The following is an 18,996-nucleotide window of genomic DNA, read 5'->3' as shown; positions in this document are numbered from 1 at the left end:
TTAACCTCTTTCAACAATACATTTAGGATTGTGTGTAACCGGGAAATTGCATGAGTTAGCAATAAAGCACATCTTGTTTGCTTGTTCATGTAATGCGTTGGCTTTTTCTACATGATCTTGATTGTTAATTACAACTACGGGGTTTAAAATAACCTCGGTGAAATGACCACTTCCGCTTGGCTCTTCAGCCATCTTGCCTACGGCATTATCTGTATAATCTAATACAATGATCTCGTTTTGCGAGCATAGGTGTAAAAACCAAAGCATATGACATGATGATAGTGATGAAACCAACAAATCTTCTGGATTGTGTTTAGTTTTGTCACCCAAAAATGCCGAATCAGATGATCCTTGAATATCTGCTTTATGGTCTATTGATATAGTATAACTTCTCTCATAAGACCGGTAGTCCATTGTTCCTGAACCTTTATTACCTGTCCATATTAAACTCGTTTGATATAGGTGTTCTTTAGCCATAACTTATACTTAGTATCCTCGAATTTAAACAAACTTTCCTTAAAAAAACAGTATACTTGTATAGAAGATTAAGATTTTCTTAAAATAAATTTAACCAAATATGCGCGCTCAACAACTCCTCAAATCTTTAGCCTTGCTATGCCTTTTTGCTATTGCTGGTTTTAGTGCTTTTGCCCAAAAGGTAATTCCTATTGATACTTCTAAAGTAATGACTCTGCGAGTAGATCCTATAAATGCCAATGGGGGCAATGCTTCAGAAGTATTCGAAAGTGTTACTTACATTCCTCTTGAAACTACAAAGGAAAGCACCTTTGGAAAGGTAGATCAGTTGGAAATAACCGATGAATATTATATTATTCTTGATAAAACCACCAATTCTATTTTAATCTTTAAAAAGGACGGCAAGTTTCATGGGAAAATAAAGGGTGGTAGTTTTACATTGACTAACATTGATAATCGAATGGATAATTTTAAGATCAATAAATGGACTAGAGAAATTATGTTTTCAAGATGGGATGTTAAAACAAGTCAGCAAACACATTGTTTTTTCAATTATGATGGCAAGAAAACCAGAGAGATATTGAGTAGAGATAAAGAGCTAATAATCTACAATGGAAGGTTTGTATCAAAAGACCTAATGATTCTTGCTGAGAACTATGATGATGATAAAAAGAATGGTGTAAAGACAAAATATTTGATGGAATATGCAAATGATTTTAAGAAACCTAAAACTTTTGCTTTTCCTTATCAGGCTGAAGGTTTATCTATTTCTGAAGAGGTCATGAGTGCGGGAAGTGGCCCGTTTTATAATTATGGAGTTGATTCAGCCGTGTTTTTTGTTAAACCATATGATTACAATATTTATAAAGCAGCTCCAAATACTCTTAAGCATGCTTATAGATTTCTTTTTCCATTAGTCAATTCACTGCCGAAGGATTTTCTATTTAATAATGAGTATAAAGGCAAAAGATTTAAATATCTCCAAGATAATCCAGATGCCATCTTTGCCCTGAGTAATTGTTTTCAGGTTGGTGATAATTTAGTCTTTAAAGCAAATTGTTTCAATAATGACTTTAATAAGCAGGCTTCCATGATCTATAACCTTAAATCAGGGTCACTTATTGCCCTCGGCCATATCACAACAGACGCTATGTCTTATTTCCTACCTGTCGCTGATGATCGAATGACCGGATATACAGGCTTTGTAGCCAGTGATGGTAAATATTTGTATTCTAGTTTTTCATCTGTTTATATGTTCCAAACTCATGAAGAGAACAAGGATAAAAACGTCAAATACAATAGAGTGCTAATTGACTATTTCGGAAAAGGAAGTGGGGAGAATAACCCAGTCCTAGTTCAGATTAAGTTAAAGGACGATTTATAGTCTCACATGAACTAAAACGCTATGATAAAAACGCTCATCATCTGTCTGCTATTTACCGGATTCTATTCGCAAGCACAGAAAATTATCCCAATAGATACTTCAAATGTTACGACTTTGAGGATAGACGTTGGCAATGCTTTTGGTGCGTCGGCAAGTGAAGTGTTTGAAAGTAGTACTTATATACCCCTAGAAACTACAAAAGAAAGCCTTTTTGGCAAGATAGATCAATTGGAAATAACGGATGATTATTTTATCATCTTAGACGAAACTACCAATTGCATTCTTTTTTTTACAAAAAATGGAAAATTTCATCACAAAATTTATGGAGGAGGTAAACATAGGATGGGGAACAGAGAGGAGATAAGGAGTTTTAAATTGAACCGCTGGAAAAATGAAATCGCATTTGTTCAAATTATAAACGGTAAATGGATGCATTTGGTCTTTGATCTGAAGGGGACAAAAAAAGCGGAGATTGTTGTTAAAGATGAAGAGATGCTAAATGAATCAAGATTTATAACAGAAAGTATAGCAATTTCACCTTTTTTATATGAAGACGATAAAGCGGATAGGGTAAAAACACGTTTTCTTGTCAACTATGTCACAAACTATACAAATGTTACAGCCAACGCCTTCCCTTATGATGTGCCAAGTTTAAAGATAAAGGATGATTACTATTCGACAGTAGAGAGATTATCCGATTCAGGATTAGATACAGCTATTTTTTTTACCAGAACCAGCGACTACAATATCTTTAAGATAAGTCCCTCCAGAGTCCAGAATTTGTATAGGATAATCTTTCCTACAATCAACTCAGTTCCAGTAAATTTTTTAGCCGATAGTATATTTCAAGGAAAAAGAATAAAGCTTTATAAAGCCAATCCCGAATGGATTTATGATGTAACCAACGTTATGAAAGCCGGCAATAATCTGCTGTTTTACATAAGTAAATTACACCCTGTCAATCTAATCTATAATCTAAAATCAGGTGCATCGATTGATGTTGATCATATTCTTACGGATAGCAGTACTTATTTTCTACCAGTAAATAAAGGCAAGTATTATCATACTTTTCCTTTGACTGCATGTGATGGGGAATTTGTTTATACTAGTTTTTCATCTGCTGTAATGTTTGATGCGCATGAAGAAAATAAGGATAAGAATATAAAGTACAACACCATACTTAGTGACTATTTTACTCAACGAAATAAAACAGATAATCCTGTGATTTTGCAGTTCAAACTCAAGGAGAAATTGTAGCTTAAACCAGTATAAATAAATTTAAACGCTTTCACATTGACCAAATATTTAACCATTATAGGCTTACAGATCTTTCTGTTAGGATGTTTCATTACTTCCAAGGCTCAAAAAAAGGACTCTACTTATGTAGGGGCAATAGAGGGGTTAGTAAAGGATTCCGTTCACAATTATGTACTCCGATCTGCAACGCTTTCCGTTTATAAGGCCGGTGACGATAAACTGATCAGTTACCAGTTGTCTAATAACTTTGGTAAGTTTCAGTTTAAAGAGCTTCCTGTTGGCGTTAAATTAAATATACTGATGAGTTATGTTGGATACCAGGTTTACAAGAAGGAGTTTGTAATTCCAGCAGATTCCAGAGTACTAGATCTAAAGATGCTTATTGCCGAACGGGCAGAGAATAATCTGGAGGAAGTAAAGATTGTTGCTCAAAAAGCTCCAGTAGAAATGAAGGGGGATACATTGGTATTTAATGCGGATGCATTTAAGTTGGATACGAATGCTACTGTAGAGGATTTACTTCGCAAGCTTACTGGAGTAACAGTATGGAGCGATGGATTGATTACTGTAAATGGAAAGAAAATAAGTAATCTTTATGTCGAAGGGAAGCCTTTTTTTGGTGGCGACCCTAAAATAGCCATCCAAAATCTTCCTAAAAATGTAGTAGAGAAAATCCAGGTCTATGAAAACAAGGAGAGTCTGGATAAGGTAAATCCTGATGTAAATATGAATATTGTGCTAAAGAAGGATAAAAAGAGTGGTCTTTTTGGTAAGATAGGAGGTGGTTATGGTACCGATAAGAGATATGCTATAGATGGTATGCTTAATGGTTATACCCCCAAGACGCAGACAGGTATTATAAGTACGCACAATAATGTTAACAAAACAGCCAATAGTGTTCAGTCACTTATGGCGAATAGCTCTTACAAAGGAGAAGGAACAAACTATGAATACCAGTCTGATTTTAGTCAGCGAGGACTAAACATTTTTACCTCCGCAGGTTTTACCCTTGCTCATGAGTTTGGTAAGCCAGACCGCCTTAATGCTAGTTACTTTTTTTCTAATTCTGACAATGATCTTAAAGAACAGGTTCACACAGTAGAAAGCTTAAATGACGGAAATCAACTTATCAGAGATAATGTAGGAACATCAAAAAATGTAAATAGAAGTCATAATTTTAATTCTTCTTACAATCATTCATCAGACGAAAGAGATATAGTAGCAGGATATAATATGAGGAACAGCATTAATAATAGTATCAACACTCAAACTGCAATTGGCCTTAATAAAGCAACGGGTGAGAGTAGCCAAAATGCAGCGCGACAGGAAAATACTGGAGACCAACGAACAATTGATGCAAATCTAAAGCTTTCCAATAAAAATTCATATCTAAATTCTAGTAACAAACAAGCAAAGTTCGATGCACAATATGCTTATAGTAATACTTCTGGTAGTAATAATAGTAAGCGGATCACAAATTTTAGTGCTTCAGACCCATCGCAGAATGAAAATTTCAACAGGCAATACAATACCGATTTTAACAATTCAGTACATACTATCAATTTAACTGTACCGAATGTCGGGCCTCTTTCTCTTAGCTACTTAGGTGTAACGATGGAGTTTAAAAATGCGTTGAAGGTTAATGATAATAAGGAAGCTGTTGTGGTAGGCGATCTTGACAATAATGTTGGGTATGTTGAGAATAGCTACTTGAGCAATAAAAGTAATTACAGTACACTCAGTGAAAAACCGGCTATAGGCTTTTCAAAAAGCTTTAGAAAGTACTTAGATAATCGTTATTACAAAACAGTTAGTGTGAACCTGTTTACCGAAGGTGAGGTCTTGTATCAGAAAAATGCATCTGAAAAGGTATTTCAGCGATTCAGTGAATTCAATTTTCGTTTTCTTCCCTCTGGTTCTGTTAGCTATGCGCACAATAAAACCAGCACGTTTAATAGAACCTACAGTTTAAATTATACTACTTCTGCTAATTATCCAAATGTATATCAGTTAACTCCTTTAACTGATAGTTCGAATGTGTATTTTCTCCATTATGGGAATGCTAACCTTAAATCTGATTATAAACAGAGGTTGGAATTTAGTTTTGAACATAATGGAACAAGAGTAGGAAGTACTGGACGTTTAAATCTTAGATTTTGGATGAGTAAGATCGGTAATTACATTGGTGATAGTAGCCGATATGATGTTCTGGGTAGAAGAATACACTACAATGTTAACTTGAATGGTTATCACGATGTAGGATATTATGCTAATTGGCAAAAGGCATTTAAAATGAAAGAGAACCTCTTGGAGGTTATGTTTACAAGCGAATTAAACTATGCAAATACACCGGCTTACATCAATGGCGATGAAGTACTGCAAAAAAATCTGACTACTTATAATTGGCTTAGATTGTCGTACAATTTGAATTCATTGATTACTGTTTCCGGTTCTCAATCCATTTCTACGGGTACTACCAGGCAAGAAGGAAATGTGAATTACAGTTATAAGAACTTCGGAACCTATGGAGGAATGAGTGTGGTGTGGCCTAAGAGCCTATACTGGAATACGAATATTAACTTCAATAGAAGCACGTCTAATTATTCAAAACCCATCGATTTTACCATCTGGAATGCAAGTATTGCTTACAGGTTCTTAAAGGGGGAGAATGCTGAAATTAAGGTTTCTGCATTAGATTTATTGGGGCAGAATAAAAGTATTATCAACTATGGCTACAATAACATGATCTCAACTGGTTCGGTTAATGTATTGCAGCAGTATTTTATGCTAACAATGGCCTATTATCCCCGTTTTTTTGGAAGTACCGAAAAGAAAAAGCCTTAAGAATTAAATTCCCATACCATTACCTGTCTGTCGTCTCCTGTAGAGATCAGATATTGGCCATCTGAACTCCAGATGAGTTTGTTAATAGAATGGAAATGCCCTTCGGTATTCTTTTCTAAACTAAGGATCTTATAGAGTTTAAAATCATCCGAACCCCATAGTTTAATGCTCTTGTCCTGGCTGCAAGTAGCAAAATAAGGCTGATTAGGGTGGAAGGCAATGCTGTACACACTAAACATGTGTGCGGCAATGTTATTTATTAATTGATAATCAGGTAAGCTCCACACCTTTAATTGTGCATCTCGTCCACCTGAGATTAAAGATAATCCATTAGGAGAGTATTGCAATGAGGTAATTGGGAGTTTATGACTGCTCAGCTCAGCATTTAAGCTATAATCTAAAGAATTATAAACTCTGATAATTCCATCTTTACATCCAAAAGCAACTTCTTCTTCTGAATTACTTACCGCAATGGTACGTACAGTATTCTGTAAAACAGGGAAATTATAAAGTAAAGAGAAATCGGATAGCGACCATACAGCAACTGTTCCATCTTCTCCGGTACTTAAAAGCTCGTTTTTATAAGCAATGGTTTTCAGGTCGAATACACCCTTTTGGTGATGGCTTAAAGTTGCTATGGTTTGCTCAAGCTTAATATCGAAAACCAAGATTAAGCCACTCCTTTGCGCTATAAAGAGCAAATCTTTATAGCTGTGTAAAGCATATACAGAACTTTGTACGGGCACCAGAACCTTAACAAAGGTCATTGTTTTTAATGACCATTCAACTACACCCTTATCGTTGCCTGCACTAAAAAAGACATCTTCTTTTGCCGCAGGACTTGCAAGCGCATATATGGGGTTTTGGTGACCGCTAAGTGTATGTAAATGCTTTAACATTATTTACTATGTCTGCCTTTAAGGTTTAAGCCAATATCAGCAAGAGTTTTGCCCTTTTCTCTAAGTAAAACCAATAGGTGGAAGATCAAATCTGAGCTTTCGTTAACAAAATCTACATCAGTTTCTGCCAATGCAGCGATAACGGTTTCAACACCTTCTTCACCTACTTTTTGAGCAATCTTATTAAGGCCTTTTGCGCGAAGTTTATTTACATAAGACTCTTCTGAAGGGTTCTCATAACGATCTGCAATGATCTGCTCCAATTCAAAGATAAAGTTCTGGTTGTAGTCGGTTTTAAAGCAGCTACGAGAACCTGTATGACAGGTTGGGCCAACCGGAGTAGCTTTTATAAGGATTGTGTCGTTATCGCAATCGATATGAGTTTCCTTTACAAAAAGGAAGTTTCCGCTTTCTTCACCTTTGGTCCATAACCTGTTTTTGCTGCGCGAAAAGAAAGTAACTTTCCCTTCTGCAAGCGTTTTGTCCCATGCTTCCTGGTTCATATAACCCAGCATTAAAACTTCCAGGGTATGTACATCCTGTATAATTACAGGTACTAAACCCTGTGTTTTTTCAAAATCTATATTCATAGTTTTTAATTCATTACCTCATTGAGGTATTTTTTCATTACGTCAACGAGGTTTTTACTCATTGCCTCAATGAGGTTTTATATTCATTACGTCATCCTGAATTTATTTCAGGATCTCGGACGTGTTATGTGTTAACCTTTCTCTTGCGAGGTCCTGAAATAAATTCAGGATGACGATAAAGCTTACAAAGATAAGGCTCACTAAGATAAAGCGCTTACACGAAGTATATTTACAACCTTACCGGGATATTGTGTTTCTTTAATTCGCTCTTTAAATAGGGTATAGGGATCTCGCCGAAGTGAAAAACCGATGCGGCTAAAGCTGCATCAACACCTGTCTCTAAAAATACTTCTGTAAAATGTTCAACCTTACCGGCACCACCTGATGCAATTACAGGGATGTTGATAGATCGAGCCACCTTATCAAGTAACGAACAGTCAAAGCCGTTTTTAGTGCCATCGTGATCCATTGAAGTCAATAAAATCTCTCCGGCTCCTAAGCTTTCAGCCTTGAGAATCCAGTCCTCAGTTTCCAGTTCAGTAATCAGTCGTCCGCCATTAAGGTGAACCATGTTTTTGCCATCTACCAACTTTGTGTCAACAGCCACAACGACAAACTGAACACCAAAAGCTTTAGCCAAATCCTCAATTAATTTAGGGTTTCTGACTGCTGCGGAGTTGATGCTGATCTTATCAGCACCGGAATTTAATAAGGCCTCAGCATCAGCGATGGTTGTTATACCACCACCAATAGTAAAGGGAATATTCAGCTGACGAGCAACTGATTTCACCATTTCTATCGTTGTACCACGTCTTTCATGCGTTGCGGTAATGTCTAAAAATACAAGCTCATCAGCCCCTTGCTGTGCATATTGCCAGGCAAGTTCAACCGGATCACCAGCATCTTTTAAGTCGACAAAGTTTACACCTTTAACCGTGCGCCCATCTTTAACATCAAGGCATGGAATAATACGTTTACTTAACATCGATTAAAGAGAAGTCATTTGCTTCAAATTCCATTGCTTAATCTCATCAATAGAAATCCTGTTTTCATATATTGCCTTACCAACAACAACTGAACGGATATCTAAAGCTGCCAACTCTTCAATATCAGCCATTGAACTGATACCACCAGAAGCAATTAGTTTAATAAACGGAGAGTGCTCCAATAGTTTTTTATATAAATCTACAGCTGCACCACCTAATTTACCATCCTTGTTGATGTCTGTACACAAGAACCTGAAAAAGCCAAGTTGTAAACATTTATCAACATAATCCATTAGTTTAATTGGCGAGCTTTCCATCCAACCTGAGTATTTTATTACTTCGTCTAAAACGTCGATAGCAATCACAATACGGTTAGCATAGTCATATTTTTTGCCTACTTCAGTACTAAGATCTTTTAAGAAATCAGGGTTGGTAATGGCTTGTGTACCTACAATAACACGGTGAATACCTGCATCAAGCAAATCTGTAACTTGCTTAATTGTACGTATACCACCTCCGTACTGCACACGCATGTCGGTTTTTCTAATGATATCAAAAAGCTCTTTCTGATTGCTGAAATCGCCTTTTGCTCCATTTAAGTCAATAATATGTATGAATTCTGTACCATTAGACCGGTAAGTCTCTATCATTTCAGCGATGGAAACATCATATACTGTTTTTTGGTTATAATCACCTTCTCTAAGGCGAACAACCTTACCATCTAGAATATCAATTGCGGGAATTATGTACATTTTACTGTTTTAAGTTTGAAAAATTCTTTAATAAACGTTCTCCGGCGATACCAGATTTCTCTGGATGAAATTGTACGCCATAGAAATTATCCTTTTGCACTGCTGCAGAAAATGGCTTGCCATAATTTGCAGTTGCAATATCAAAAGTAGGGTTATATTCAATAAAGTACGAATGCACAAAGTAAAATTGTGTCAGATTCTCTACACCTTCAAACAAAGAATTGTTTTTATGGTCTATATTATTCCAACCCATGTGCGGGATTTTAATCCCTTGATTCTTATCGAATAACCTTGTTTTAACGGGCACTATGTTCATCATATCGGCATTACCTTCTTCCGAATGTTCGGTAAGCAATTGCATACCAACACAGATGCCCAATACCGGTTTTTTTAGCGCTTTAATTGGTGCTACTAGTCCTGTTTGTTCCAGTTTACCCATTGCTGCTCCGGCATGTCCTACACCAGGAATAATGATGTGGGTGTATTTATCCAGATCAGCTTCTGTGTTTACCATTCCGAAAGGTATGTTTAGCCTTTCCAATGCAGAAGTAAGGGAAAAGATGTTGCCGGCGCCGTAGTTTACTATTCCAATCATTTTACTATTCCAATCATTGTTTAAATTCTTTATTTCTCGTTCCCGTCATCCTGAATTTATTTCAGGACCTCGCACTAGCGAGACTTCCTTTCTCTTGAGAGGTCCTGAAATAAATTCAGGATGACGGCTGATATATTTACAACACCCCTTTAGTGCTAGGTAAAACCAGCTTTTCAGCATCACGCTTAATGGCCATTTTTATCGCTTTAGCAAAAGCTTTAAATATAGCCTCTATTTTATGATGCTCATTCTCGCCTTCTGCTTTAATATTCAGGTTGCATTTTGATGCGTCACTAAACGATTTAAAGAAGTGATAAAACATCTCAGTAGGCATATCACCAACCATTTCACGTTTAAAATCTGCTTCCCAAACAATCCAGTTACGACCGCCAAAGTCTATCGCAGCTTGCGCTAAGCAATCGTCCATTGGCAAGCAGAAACCATAACGCTCAAGACCAAGTTTGTTGCCTATAGCCTTAGCAAAAGCTTCTCCCAATGCAATACCGGTATCTTCAATAGTGTGATGCTCATCAATGTGTAAATCACCATTGGTCTTAATCTTCAAATCAATACTGCCATGACGTGCAATTTGGTCAAGCATGTGGTTAAAGAAGTTTAAGCCAGTATCAATATCCGCTTTACCTGTTCCGTCAAGATCAATGCTAATGCTGATTTTGGTTTCATTGGTATTGCGTTCATGCGTAATTGTTCTTGTGCCAGCCTTAAGCATGGTATAAATATCTACCCAATTCTGAGTTTTTAATGCGATAATATCACTTAAATGCTCTGCTTTTTCAAGCTTTTCATTAGCACCAAGATCCTCATTGTTGCAAATCCAGATGGCTTTTGCACCAAGGTTTTTAGCTAAAATAACGTCGTTAATGCGATCACCAAGTACGAATGAATTCTTTAAATCATATTCTTCTGTAAAGTAATGCTGCAATAAACCGGTATTAGGTTTACGTGTTATTGCATTCTGATGCGCAAAAGTTTTGTCGATGATTACCTCACTAAACTCAACACCCTCACCAGAAAAAGTATCCATAATGAAATTATGTACCGGCCAGAAATGCTCTTCAGGATGGGAATCAGTACCTAAACCATCCTGATTGGTTACCATTACCAAATCATAATCCAACTCTGCTGCAATCTTAGAAAGATAGTACAGCGCTTTAGGATAGAACTCTAATTTAGCAAATGAATCAATCTGCTCATCCGCGGGTTCTTTAATGAGTGTGCCATCGCGGTCTATAAATAATAATTTCTTCATGATTTGGTTTTTAGGCGTTAGATGGCTTTGATAGTGTTTTTAAAGCCTCTAAGAGGATTTCGTTTTCTTGGGTGGTTCCTATGGTAATGCGAAGACATCCTTCGCACAGCGATACTTTAGAGCGGTCTCTGACAATGATACCCTGATCTACCAGAGCATTGTACGTATTTAACGCTTCATCAACCTGTATTAGTATAAAATTAGCATCAGATGGATGTACCTTTTTAACCATAGCAAGCTCGGCCAAATCAGTGCTTAATTTATCCCTTTCTGCAACGGTAATTTTAATCCAGTCGTTTACCTGTTCTATGTTTTCTAAAGCTTTCAAAGCAATGTCCTGAGTAGCCTGGTTGATGTTGTACGGAGGCTTAACTTTATTCAGTACATCGATAACCGGACGGGCGGCAAAAGCCATACCCAAACGTAGTGCTGCAAGGCCCCATGCTTTAGAGAAAGTTTGCAATACAATCAGGTTCGGATACTCCGTTAATTCTTTAATAAACGTGCGTTGTTTTGCGTAGTTTATGTAAGCCTCATCTATCACAACCAAGCCATTGAAATTAGCCAATACCGTTTCAATATCTGTGCGGATAATTGAGTTTCCGGTTGGGTTGTTTGGCGAGCAAATAAAGATCAGTTTAGTGTGCTCATCGATAGCTTCTGCAATGCGTTCCAGGTCTAGTTGAAAGTTCGGTAACAAGTCAACTTTACGTATCTCAACGTTGTTGATGTTTGCCGAAACTTCGTACATACCATAGGTTGGAGGGAGGATGATTACATTGTCTTTTCCGGGCTCACAAAAGGCTCTGAAAAGAAGGTCAATTGCTTCGTCGCTTCCGTTTCCAAGGAAGGTGTTTTCGATTGGAACTCCTTTGATTTTGCTGATCGCATCTTTCAAATCAAGTTGCAAAGGATCAGGGTAACGGTTGTAATTTTGATCTAATGGAGAGCCGTAGCTGTTCTCATTGGCATCCAAAAAGATACTCGCTTGCCCTTTATATTCATCCCTCGCAGTTGAGTAGGGGCGAAGGTTTTTAATGTTTTCTCTTTGTAATTTATTAATATCCATTGTACTTTTTTTAAGCGGTCGTCATGCCGGCGAAGGCTGGTATCTCGCATTGAAAGGTTTTTCTTTCTAATGCGAGATCCTGAGATAAACTCAGGATGACGAGTGTGTTAATTATTTCAATCTGATACTTATTGCGTTTCTGTGTGCCCTTAAGCCTTCTGCCTCTGCAAGCACCTCAACTGTGGCTCCTATATTCTGTAAGCCCCTAGGACTGATATGCTGGAAGGTGATCTTCTTTACAAACGAATCAAGCGAAACACCTGAATAAGCTTTTGCAAAGCCACTTGTAGGCAAGGTATGGTTGGTTCCTGAAGCATAATCACCTGCGCTTTCCGGCGTCAAATTGCCTAAGAATACAGACCCTGCATTGGAAATCAGCGGTATAAGCTGCTCAAAATGATCTGTTGAAAGGATTAAGTGTTCAGGAGCATAAGTGTTGCTAAATTCCATGCCTTGTTCCAGGTCATTAACCAATACAGCGTACGAATTTGCTATTGCAAGGGCGGTTACGTCTTTTCTTGGAAGATCTTTTAGTTGAATTTCAACTTGTTCTAGTGTTTTAGTTATGATCTCGTTTGAGGTAGATACTAGAATAGTCTGACTATCAGCTCCGTGTTCAGCTTGTGCAAGAAGGTCGGAAGCGATATATGACGGATTGGCAGTCTCATCAGCAAGCACTAAAACCTCTGAAGGGCCAGCCGGCATATCAATTGCAGTCATGGTAGTCGACTGGATTAACTGCTTTGCTTGTGTTACGTAACGGTTTCCTGGGCCAAAGATTTTGTACACTTTAGGTACGCTCTCTGTTCCGTAAGCCATTGCTGCAACTGCTTGCGCACCTCCAACCAGATAGATCTTTTCGATCCCTAATTTCAAAGCGCAATAAGCCAGATAGCAATTTGTTTTTCCATCCTTTTGAGGAGGAGAGCAAACCACAATCTCTTTGCATCCGGCAAGAGTAGCTGGTATCCCAAGCATCAAAAAAGTACTTGGTAAAACAGCAGATCCACCGGGGATGTAAAGGCCTACACGGTCGATAGCTCTTGTTTCGCGCCAGCAGGTAACACCAGGCATTGTTTCTATCTTCTCTTCCTTGCTAGCTTGCGCTGCGTGGAAGGTTCTGATGTTTTGATAGGCCGTGTCAATGGCTGCTTTTGCATCCGCAGGAATTGATGAAGCTATTTCCTCAATCTCCTTTTTATCGATGAAGAGCTGCGATAATTCAACCTGGTCAAACTGTTTCGCAAAGCTGAATAGGGCTTTGTCTCCGTCAGTTTTAACAGCATCAACTATGCTCTTAACACGGTCTTGTATGGTTGTGTCGTCTTCCAGCTGTCTTAAACAGATTGATTCAATCTCTTGTTTAGATAAATCAGTATAACTGTAGATTTTCAAGTTGTTATATTTTAAGTTTAACTATTAGTTAATGCTAAAATAAGCGTTTTATGTTGTTTTGTACTGTCTCGATCCGTCTTATATCCGGTCGTCATCCTGAATTCATTTCAGGACCTCACACTGGTAAGTCCAGAACCTGCAAATCTTACTTTCTCTTTCGAGGTCCTGAAATAAATTCAGGATGACGAGGAGATTATTAGGATGCCTAGGAACTCTACAATATTAAGCAATGATTTTTTCAATTGGCATAACAACAATTCCTTGTGCACCGGCAGCTTTAAGACTATTGATCTTCTCCCAGAAATCGTGCTCAGCAATTACCGAATGTACCGCAACCCAGTCCTCATCAAACAACGGAACTACAGTCGGACTTTTTACACCAGGTAAAAGATCTACTACTTTTTTAAGGTTAGTCTTGGCCACATTAAGCACAACATATTTTGTCTCTTTTGCGCGCAGTACCGAACGGATGCGTTGCAACAATTCCTGAACTTCAGGTAACAATTCTGAACCTTCTTTTCCAATTAAAATTGCTTCAGATTTCATCACTTCCGAGAATGGTTTTAGACCATTACTTTTCAATGTTCCACCAGTAGAAACGATGTCGCAAATCGCATCACTTAATCCCAAACCAGGACCAATTTCTACGGAGCCTGAAATGGTACGAACCTCAGCGTTTACGTGATTATCTTTTAGGTATTTTTCAAGAATTACAGGGTAAGAAGTTGCAATCGCTTTACCTTCCAGTTGTGCAATTTCTGTGATGTTCGCTTCGTTAGGAATTGCAATTTTAAGTGTGCATTTACCGAAGCCTAATTTTTGAAGATAAGTAACTTCTGATCCTGACTCAACGATTACGTTTTCGCCAACTATACCAAGATCTGCAATTCCATCCTGAACATATTCCGGGATATCATCATCTCTTAAGAAAAGGATTTCTAAAGGAAAATTGGTAACTGTTGATATTAATGAGCTTTTGTAGTTTTCGAAAGATAAACCACAATTTTTAAGGATCTCTACTGATTTTTCGTTTAGTCTACCCGATTTTTGGATAGCAATTTTAAGTGTTTTCAAATGTGCTTTTGATTATTATTGATTGAACAAGAAAATAAGGTCGGAAACAAGTTTTGAAGTACAAAACATTACATATACATCGCCAATTGGCGATGGTGCAAATGTAAATGATGGTTCAAAACAGTGTTCATAATATTATTTAAGTTCCTTATCAACAATGACTAGCATCCTGAGGGGATGCAAATATATAGATTGAAATCGCAATTCCAAATAAAATTTGGTTTAAAATGAAAAAGTTCTTAATGAGCCAAATAAAAAAAGCATTAAAATTGATACTTGAGTTGCAGTTTTAGAGTTTTTAGGAAGTATTGCCAGAGCAATTCGAAGAGGCATCTGGCAGGATTTGGGCAGGCACTCCTCAGGCGTTTTACCCCAGTTAGGCCTGAGGAGTGCCTGAGAAAACCCTGAAAAGTGCCTCGGCATTTCCGACTGGGTATAGGCGCGGAGCCGACGCGGTATAGGGAAAAGATGAGTTGTTTAGTTCAGTGATTTAAAAAAACTAAAATGACGTAATTTTCTCACTAACGGGATTTTTATAGTTTGAGTATTGGGAAAATAGTTAACTTTAGAGAAGTAATTGAGATGTTAGACTATACCAAATATAACGAACATGAATTAATCCGGCTTTTTAAGCAGGGGGATGATGCTGCGTTTAAAGAAATCTACATTAGATACGATAAACCGCTTTACCTCTACGCCTACCATAAATTGGGAAATAAAGAAGAATCGAGAGATATAGTGCAAGATGTTTTTGCCTGGATGCTAAACAATCGCGAAACTCTTGAATTAAAAACTACTTTATCCGGTTATCTCTACAAATCTGTTCTCAATAAAATCTTCAATATTTTTAAGCATAATGAGGTTTTACGTAAGTATGCGGATGAAGGGAATCATTACATAGATGTGGATAGTGATGGAACGGATTTCTTGATCAGAGAAAAAGATATTGCTGCAATGATTGAGAAGGAAATTTCGGCGATGCCTCCGGGAATGCGAAAAGTTTATGAGCTACGGAGTAAACAATACATGTCGGCCAAAGATATTTCTGAACATTTAGGCGTTGCTGAATCTACTGTAAATACCCAGCTCAAAAGGGCAATGAAGCACTTAAAGCTAAAGCTTGGGTTTGTTGTTTATGTCATTTTTATATTGAACTCCTAATCCGAAAAAAAAATATTTTTATATGCTGTCCCCATTTGGTATTCATGAGTTGTCTATATCTACAATAAGCGGAATCCTAAATACTAATTAACAGGAAATCCTAATATGGCAATGGAAAAGAAAGATATTAAAGAAATTTTAAATAAAGTGAACGCGGGTACTGCCACCTCTGAAGAAGAACATGCAGCCAAATATTGGCTGCACTATTTTTCTAAAGATGATATTCCAGCACTTTCTGAAGATGAGCTTAATCAGGAAACAGAAATAATTTATAATTCGCTGATGGAGGGACGTACTCCTGCAAAAGTGAAGCGCCTATGGTATCCGGCAGTTGCCGCCGCTTGTTTGTTGATGATTCTTGGTGTCGGTTTGTTTTATTACAATCAGCAAAATACCGAGATACTTAAAAATGATGTGGTTGTAAACAAAATTCAAGATGCAACACCTGCTCAAAATACGGCAACTTTAACGTTGGCTAATGGGAAAAGGATTAGTCTTGCAGATGCACCAACGGGTCTAATTGCTGAGCAAGCAAATGTTTCAATTTTTAAAACTGCGGACGGAAAATTAGTTTATAAAGCAAAATCTTCAACTGCAAGTACTAGCGAGTCTGCTTCTGAAAACTTAGGCTTAAATACAATAACCACGGCAAGGGGACAGCAGTATCAGGTTGAATTATCAGATGGATCAAAGATCTGGTTAAACGCAGCTTCATCATTTACCTTTTCTGCAACTTTTGCTTCGTTAAAACAACGTAAGGTTGAACTTAATGGAGAGGCCTATTTTGAGGTTGCAAAAGACAAGGCTCATCCATTTATTGTGAAAACGGATAAACAGGAGGTTGAAGTACTGGGTACTCATTTTAATGTGAATTCGTATAGTGATGAAAATACAACCACGACTACTTTGTTAGAAGGATCGGTTAAGGTATCAGATAAAAAAGAACAAAAGATTTTGCATCCGGGACAGGAATCGGTGGTGACAAACAATACACTTAGCATTCGTAACGTAAATACCCAGGAAGCTGTGGCCTGGAAAAACGGAGATTTTATATTTGACAATGAAGATTTTGGAAGCATCCTTCGTCAGGTTGCCCGATGGTATAATGTTGAGATTATTGACAATGGAAACCATGAAGATCTTCGTTTAAGCGGTACTGTATCGCGCTCAAAAAATATTTCGGCGGTATTAAAAGCGCTCGAAGTAACAGGGAAAATTAAATTTAAAGTAGAAGGAAATAGAGTCATAGTTACAAAATAGATGAGATTGTTGTTCGCATTTTTCTTGGTCATGTTTCTATCTACAGGATTTTGTGCGAATGCACAGGGTATTACCTTGTCGCTGAAGGATACCGAATTGTCTTCTGTTTTTAAGGAAATAAGAAAACAATGCAATTACGATTTCCTTTATGATAACTCCCTGCTTCAAGATCTAAAGCCGGTAAGTGTAACGGTTAAAAATGCAGGTATTGATTTAATATTGAGTACTGTTTTTGAGGGGCTTCCAATTACCTACATCATTGAAAATAAAATTGTAATGATCACTGCTAAGGATAAGAATGAGGTTCTTCCGCCGCAGAGTTTGTATGCTATTTCGGGGGTGGTTAAAGATAAAAATGGTGAAACATTGCCTGGAGCAGGAATTCTGCTCAGTGGATATCAGACGGGAACAGTGGCAGATAACGAGGGTAAATTTGTTATCCGGAATTTAAAGGAGGGGAATTACAATGTTCTAGTTCAGATGATTGGTTACTTACCGGCCAGTCAGAACGTAACCATCATTAGTAAATCGGCCGATATAGAAATTATACTTCAGGAAAATGTTAAACAATTAAATGAGGTTGTGATTAGAGTGGATCCGAATAGGGAACAGCGACTTAAAACATTTACAGAAAGTTTTATTGGAACATCACCAAATTCTGAAAAATGCGAAATCATTAATCCGGAGGTAATTCAATTTGATTACGATGATGAAAAACATATACTGAAAGCAGCGGCTGATGAGTTTCTTGTGGTAGAAAATAAAGCACTAGGTTATAGGATAAAGTACCTTCTTAAGTACTTTCAGGAGGATGAAGAAACAAATGTTGTCTTGTTTTACGGCTATCCTTACTTTGAAGAAATTAAAGCTGGCAAATCAAAAACAAGAGGTTATCTGGAAAAAAGAAAGATAGCATACCTTGGGTCTCCACAGCATTTTTTTAGGGCTCTGTATAGTAATTCTATTGATGAGGATGGCTTTGTTATAAATAAGCTTGTGAAGGCCCGAAATAAAGAGAAATATGCTGATACAGTTATTGATGAAAAGATTAAGTTTTTTTCTAATGTGAAAGGTAAGGAAATCAATTTTAGAACCAGAAAAGATTCATTAAGCCATTGGGCGGTTATGAAAAATCAATCGGATACGGTAGAGGTTCTGAATAGGGGCGAAGTACTAGTTGATACACTGGTTAAGCAACAGTTAAGTAGCTTAAAAAGCTTGAATTTTAAAGATGCCTTGTATATCATCTATAAAAATGAAAAGGAAACAAGAAGGTACGCTGACTATTCTGGCTTAAAAATTAAGCGACCATCAGAATATTCCAGATATCAGATCTCTTTGGTTTATCAATTAAAACCATCCATCAATTTTTATGAGAATGGGGGTATTTATGACCCGGGCTCATTGCTATATGAAGGGTTTTGGGGATATGAAAAAGTTGCTGATATGGTGCCAATGGATTACGTTTTGCCTAAAAAAGAAGATTAAATATAAATGTTGATATAACATACTAGTATAATGATATCCAGCGACTCTCAAGCGTAAAAGATCGGTGAGGCTGTTCAATAAGTACAATCGTCCTGTTTGATAAGCCTCTTCCCGATCATGGTTTCTGTTATTTTATCGTGGTTCACATTATTTTGCGAGGGCTCACATCATCCTATCGTGGCTCACGTCATCCTGAATTTATTTCAGGACCCCTCAAGAGAAAGAAAGCCTTGCTGGTGCGAGGTCCTTCTATGTTGAAATCCAAATTTATTTATCCATATTTTATCAATCAATGATGTTGTTAGGAGAGAAAAATCTCCTAACAACATCATTGATTTCCATATCTTATTTGTAATGATCTTCTTCAAACAATAAAAACAATCTTCTCTAAGCGGACGCCTTGCCGCAATTTTCTATTATTTTTCATTAAGGTATAGCGCAAACTGAAATGAGTAGTCTGAGACAGCTACAAGGACCTCGTTGCGCTATATACCA

The 18,996-nt window shown here is 37.3% G+C and carries 16 protein-coding genes; 6 read left to right on the top strand and 10 right to left on the bottom strand.

Annotated elements, in window-relative coordinates; genetic code table 11:
- Positions 1 to 477: an OsmC family protein gene (locus HQN83_RS19640; RefSeq protein WP_173092560.1), complete on the bottom strand. Its 477-nt coding sequence runs from the start codon at positions 475 to 477 to the stop codon at positions 1 to 3.
- Between the two features lie 100 nt (positions 478 to 577).
- On the opposite strand from HQN83_RS19640, the gene HQN83_RS19635 reads away from it, so the two are divergent.
- From HQN83_RS19635 to HQN83_RS19625, 3 genes are read left to right on the top strand one after another with little or no spacing between them, the layout of a single operon-like run.
- Entirely contained in the window at positions 578 to 1,861 is a 1,284-nt protein-coding gene (locus HQN83_RS19635) for a 6-bladed beta-propeller (RefSeq protein WP_173092559.1), read from the top strand.
- A 21-nt stretch (positions 1,862 to 1,882) separates the two neighbouring features.
- Entirely contained in the window at positions 1,883 to 3,118 is a 1,236-nt protein-coding gene (locus tag HQN83_RS19630) for a 6-bladed beta-propeller (RefSeq protein WP_173092558.1), read from the top strand.
- A 36-nt stretch (positions 3,119 to 3,154) separates the two neighbouring features.
- Positions 3,155 to 5,962, top strand: coding sequence for a porin family protein (locus HQN83_RS19625; RefSeq protein WP_173092557.1), 2,808 nt, complete (start codon positions 3,155 to 3,157; stop codon positions 5,960 to 5,962).
- Here the strand turns inward: HQN83_RS19625 and HQN83_RS19620 are convergent.
- The 9 genes from HQN83_RS19620 to hisG form a co-directional block, all read right to left on the bottom strand.
- A complete protein-coding gene (locus tag HQN83_RS19620; protein WP_173092555.1) occupies positions 5,959 to 6,861 on the bottom strand; it encodes a WD40 repeat domain-containing protein in 903 nt (300 codons plus the stop codon). The two genes, HQN83_RS19625 and HQN83_RS19620, sit on opposite strands and share 4 nt — an antisense overlap.
- Positions 6,861 to 7,451 carry a bifunctional phosphoribosyl-AMP cyclohydrolase/phosphoribosyl-ATP diphosphatase HisIE gene (gene hisIE, locus HQN83_RS19615; protein ID WP_048904305.1) on the bottom strand — a complete coding sequence of 197 codons (591 nt, stop codon included), beginning with the start codon at positions 7,449 to 7,451 and terminating at the stop codon, positions 6,861 to 6,863. Before hisIE ends, HQN83_RS19620 begins: the two co-directional genes overlap by 1 nt.
- Positions 7,452 to 7,680: 229 nt before the next feature.
- A complete protein-coding gene (gene hisF / locus HQN83_RS19610; protein WP_173092553.1) occupies positions 7,681 to 8,436 on the bottom strand; it encodes an imidazole glycerol phosphate synthase subunit HisF in 756 nt (251 codons plus the stop codon).
- 3 nt (positions 8,437 to 8,439) lie between these two features.
- Positions 8,440 to 9,189: a 1-(5-phosphoribosyl)-5-[(5-phosphoribosylamino)methylideneamino]imidazole-4-carboxamide isomerase gene (hisA, locus tag HQN83_RS19605; RefSeq protein WP_108203543.1), complete on the bottom strand. Its 750-nt coding sequence runs from the start codon at positions 9,187 to 9,189 to the stop codon at positions 8,440 to 8,442.
- A 1-nt stretch (position 9,190) separates the two neighbouring features.
- Positions 9,191 to 9,784 (bottom strand): imidazole glycerol phosphate synthase subunit HisH, encoded by a 594-nt coding sequence (gene hisH, locus HQN83_RS19600; RefSeq protein WP_173092552.1) that lies wholly within the window; start codon positions 9,782 to 9,784, stop codon positions 9,191 to 9,193.
- A 136-nt stretch (positions 9,785 to 9,920) separates the two neighbouring features.
- Entirely contained in the window at positions 9,921 to 11,054 is a 1,134-nt protein-coding gene (gene hisB / locus HQN83_RS19595) for a bifunctional histidinol-phosphatase/imidazoleglycerol-phosphate dehydratase HisB (protein WP_173092550.1), read from the bottom strand.
- Between the two features lie 10 nt (positions 11,055 to 11,064).
- Positions 11,065 to 12,123 (bottom strand): histidinol-phosphate transaminase, encoded by a 1,059-nt coding sequence (gene hisC / locus HQN83_RS19590; protein WP_173092549.1) that lies wholly within the window; start codon positions 12,121 to 12,123, stop codon positions 11,065 to 11,067.
- Between the two features lie 111 nt (positions 12,124 to 12,234).
- Positions 12,235 to 13,518, bottom strand: a complete 1,284-nt coding sequence (hisD, locus tag HQN83_RS19585) for a histidinol dehydrogenase (protein ID WP_173092548.1) — start codon at positions 13,516 to 13,518, stop codon at positions 12,235 to 12,237.
- Positions 13,519 to 13,740: 222 nt separating this feature from the next.
- Entirely contained in the window at positions 13,741 to 14,592 is an 852-nt protein-coding gene (gene hisG / locus HQN83_RS19580) for an ATP phosphoribosyltransferase (protein ID WP_173092546.1), read from the bottom strand.
- A gap of 540 nt (positions 14,593 to 15,132) precedes the next feature.
- Between hisG and HQN83_RS19575 the strand changes: the two genes are divergently transcribed.
- From HQN83_RS19575 to HQN83_RS19565, 3 genes are all read left to right on the top strand, one after another.
- Complete coding sequence (locus HQN83_RS19575) at positions 15,133 to 15,753, top strand: RNA polymerase sigma factor (protein ID WP_246254552.1); 621 nt, start codon at positions 15,133 to 15,135, stop codon at positions 15,751 to 15,753.
- A 111-nt stretch (positions 15,754 to 15,864) separates the two neighbouring features.
- A complete protein-coding gene (locus tag HQN83_RS19570; RefSeq protein WP_173092544.1) occupies positions 15,865 to 17,013 on the top strand; it encodes a FecR family protein in 1,149 nt (382 codons plus the stop codon).
- Positions 17,014 to 18,501: a carboxypeptidase-like regulatory domain-containing protein gene (locus HQN83_RS19565; RefSeq protein ID WP_173092542.1), complete on the top strand. Its 1,488-nt coding sequence runs from the start codon at positions 17,014 to 17,016 to the stop codon at positions 18,499 to 18,501.
- The last annotated feature ends 495 nt before the right edge of the window (positions 18,502 to 18,996 follow it).

Origin of the sequence: Pedobacter foliorum (assembly GCF_013266735.1) — a bacterium.
Classification (GTDB): Bacteria; Bacteroidota; Bacteroidia; order Sphingobacteriales; family Sphingobacteriaceae; genus Pedobacter; species Pedobacter foliorum.
The sequence above is the reverse complement of the archived record's forward strand: the minus strand, read 5'-3'. Positions and strand labels throughout refer to the sequence as shown.

What these genes read in the sequence shown, in the direction of transcription:
- hisH (WP_173092552.1), bottom strand. Translation starts at nt 9,784, where the DNA reads ATGATTGGAATAGTAAACTACGGCGCCGGCAACATCTTTTCCCTTACT.
- hisF (WP_173092553.1), bottom strand. Translation starts at nt 8,436, where the DNA reads ATGTTAAGTAAACGTATTATTCCATGCCTTGATGTTAAAGATGGGCGC.
- HQN83_RS19635 (WP_173092559.1), top strand. Translation starts at nt 578, where the DNA reads ATGCGCGCTCAACAACTCCTCAAATCTTTAGCCTTGCTATGCCTTTTT.
- hisB (WP_173092550.1), bottom strand. Translation starts at nt 11,054, where the DNA reads ATGAAGAAATTATTATTTATAGACCGCGATGGCACACTCATTAAAGAA.
- HQN83_RS19620 (WP_173092555.1), bottom strand. Translation starts at nt 6,861, where the DNA reads ATGTTAAAGCATTTACATACACTTAGCGGTCACCAAAACCCCATATAT.
- hisA (WP_108203543.1), bottom strand. Translation starts at nt 9,189, where the DNA reads ATGTACATAATTCCCGCAATTGATATTCTAGATGGTAAGGTTGTTCGC.
- hisIE (WP_048904305.1), bottom strand. Translation starts at nt 7,451, where the DNA reads ATGAATATAGATTTTGAAAAAACACAGGGTTTAGTACCTGTAATTATA.
- HQN83_RS19640 (WP_173092560.1), bottom strand. Translation starts at nt 477, where the DNA reads ATGGCTAAAGAACACCTATATCAAACGAGTTTAATATGGACAGGTAAT.
- HQN83_RS19565 (WP_173092542.1), top strand. Translation starts at nt 17,014, where the DNA reads ATGAGATTGTTGTTCGCATTTTTCTTGGTCATGTTTCTATCTACAGGA.
- HQN83_RS19630 (WP_173092558.1), top strand. Translation starts at nt 1,883, where the DNA reads ATGATAAAAACGCTCATCATCTGTCTGCTATTTACCGGATTCTATTCG.
- hisC (WP_173092549.1), bottom strand. Translation starts at nt 12,123, where the DNA reads ATGGATATTAATAAATTACAAAGAGAAAACATTAAAAACCTTCGCCCC.
- HQN83_RS19570 (WP_173092544.1), top strand. Translation starts at nt 15,865, where the DNA reads ATGGAAAAGAAAGATATTAAAGAAATTTTAAATAAAGTGAACGCGGGT.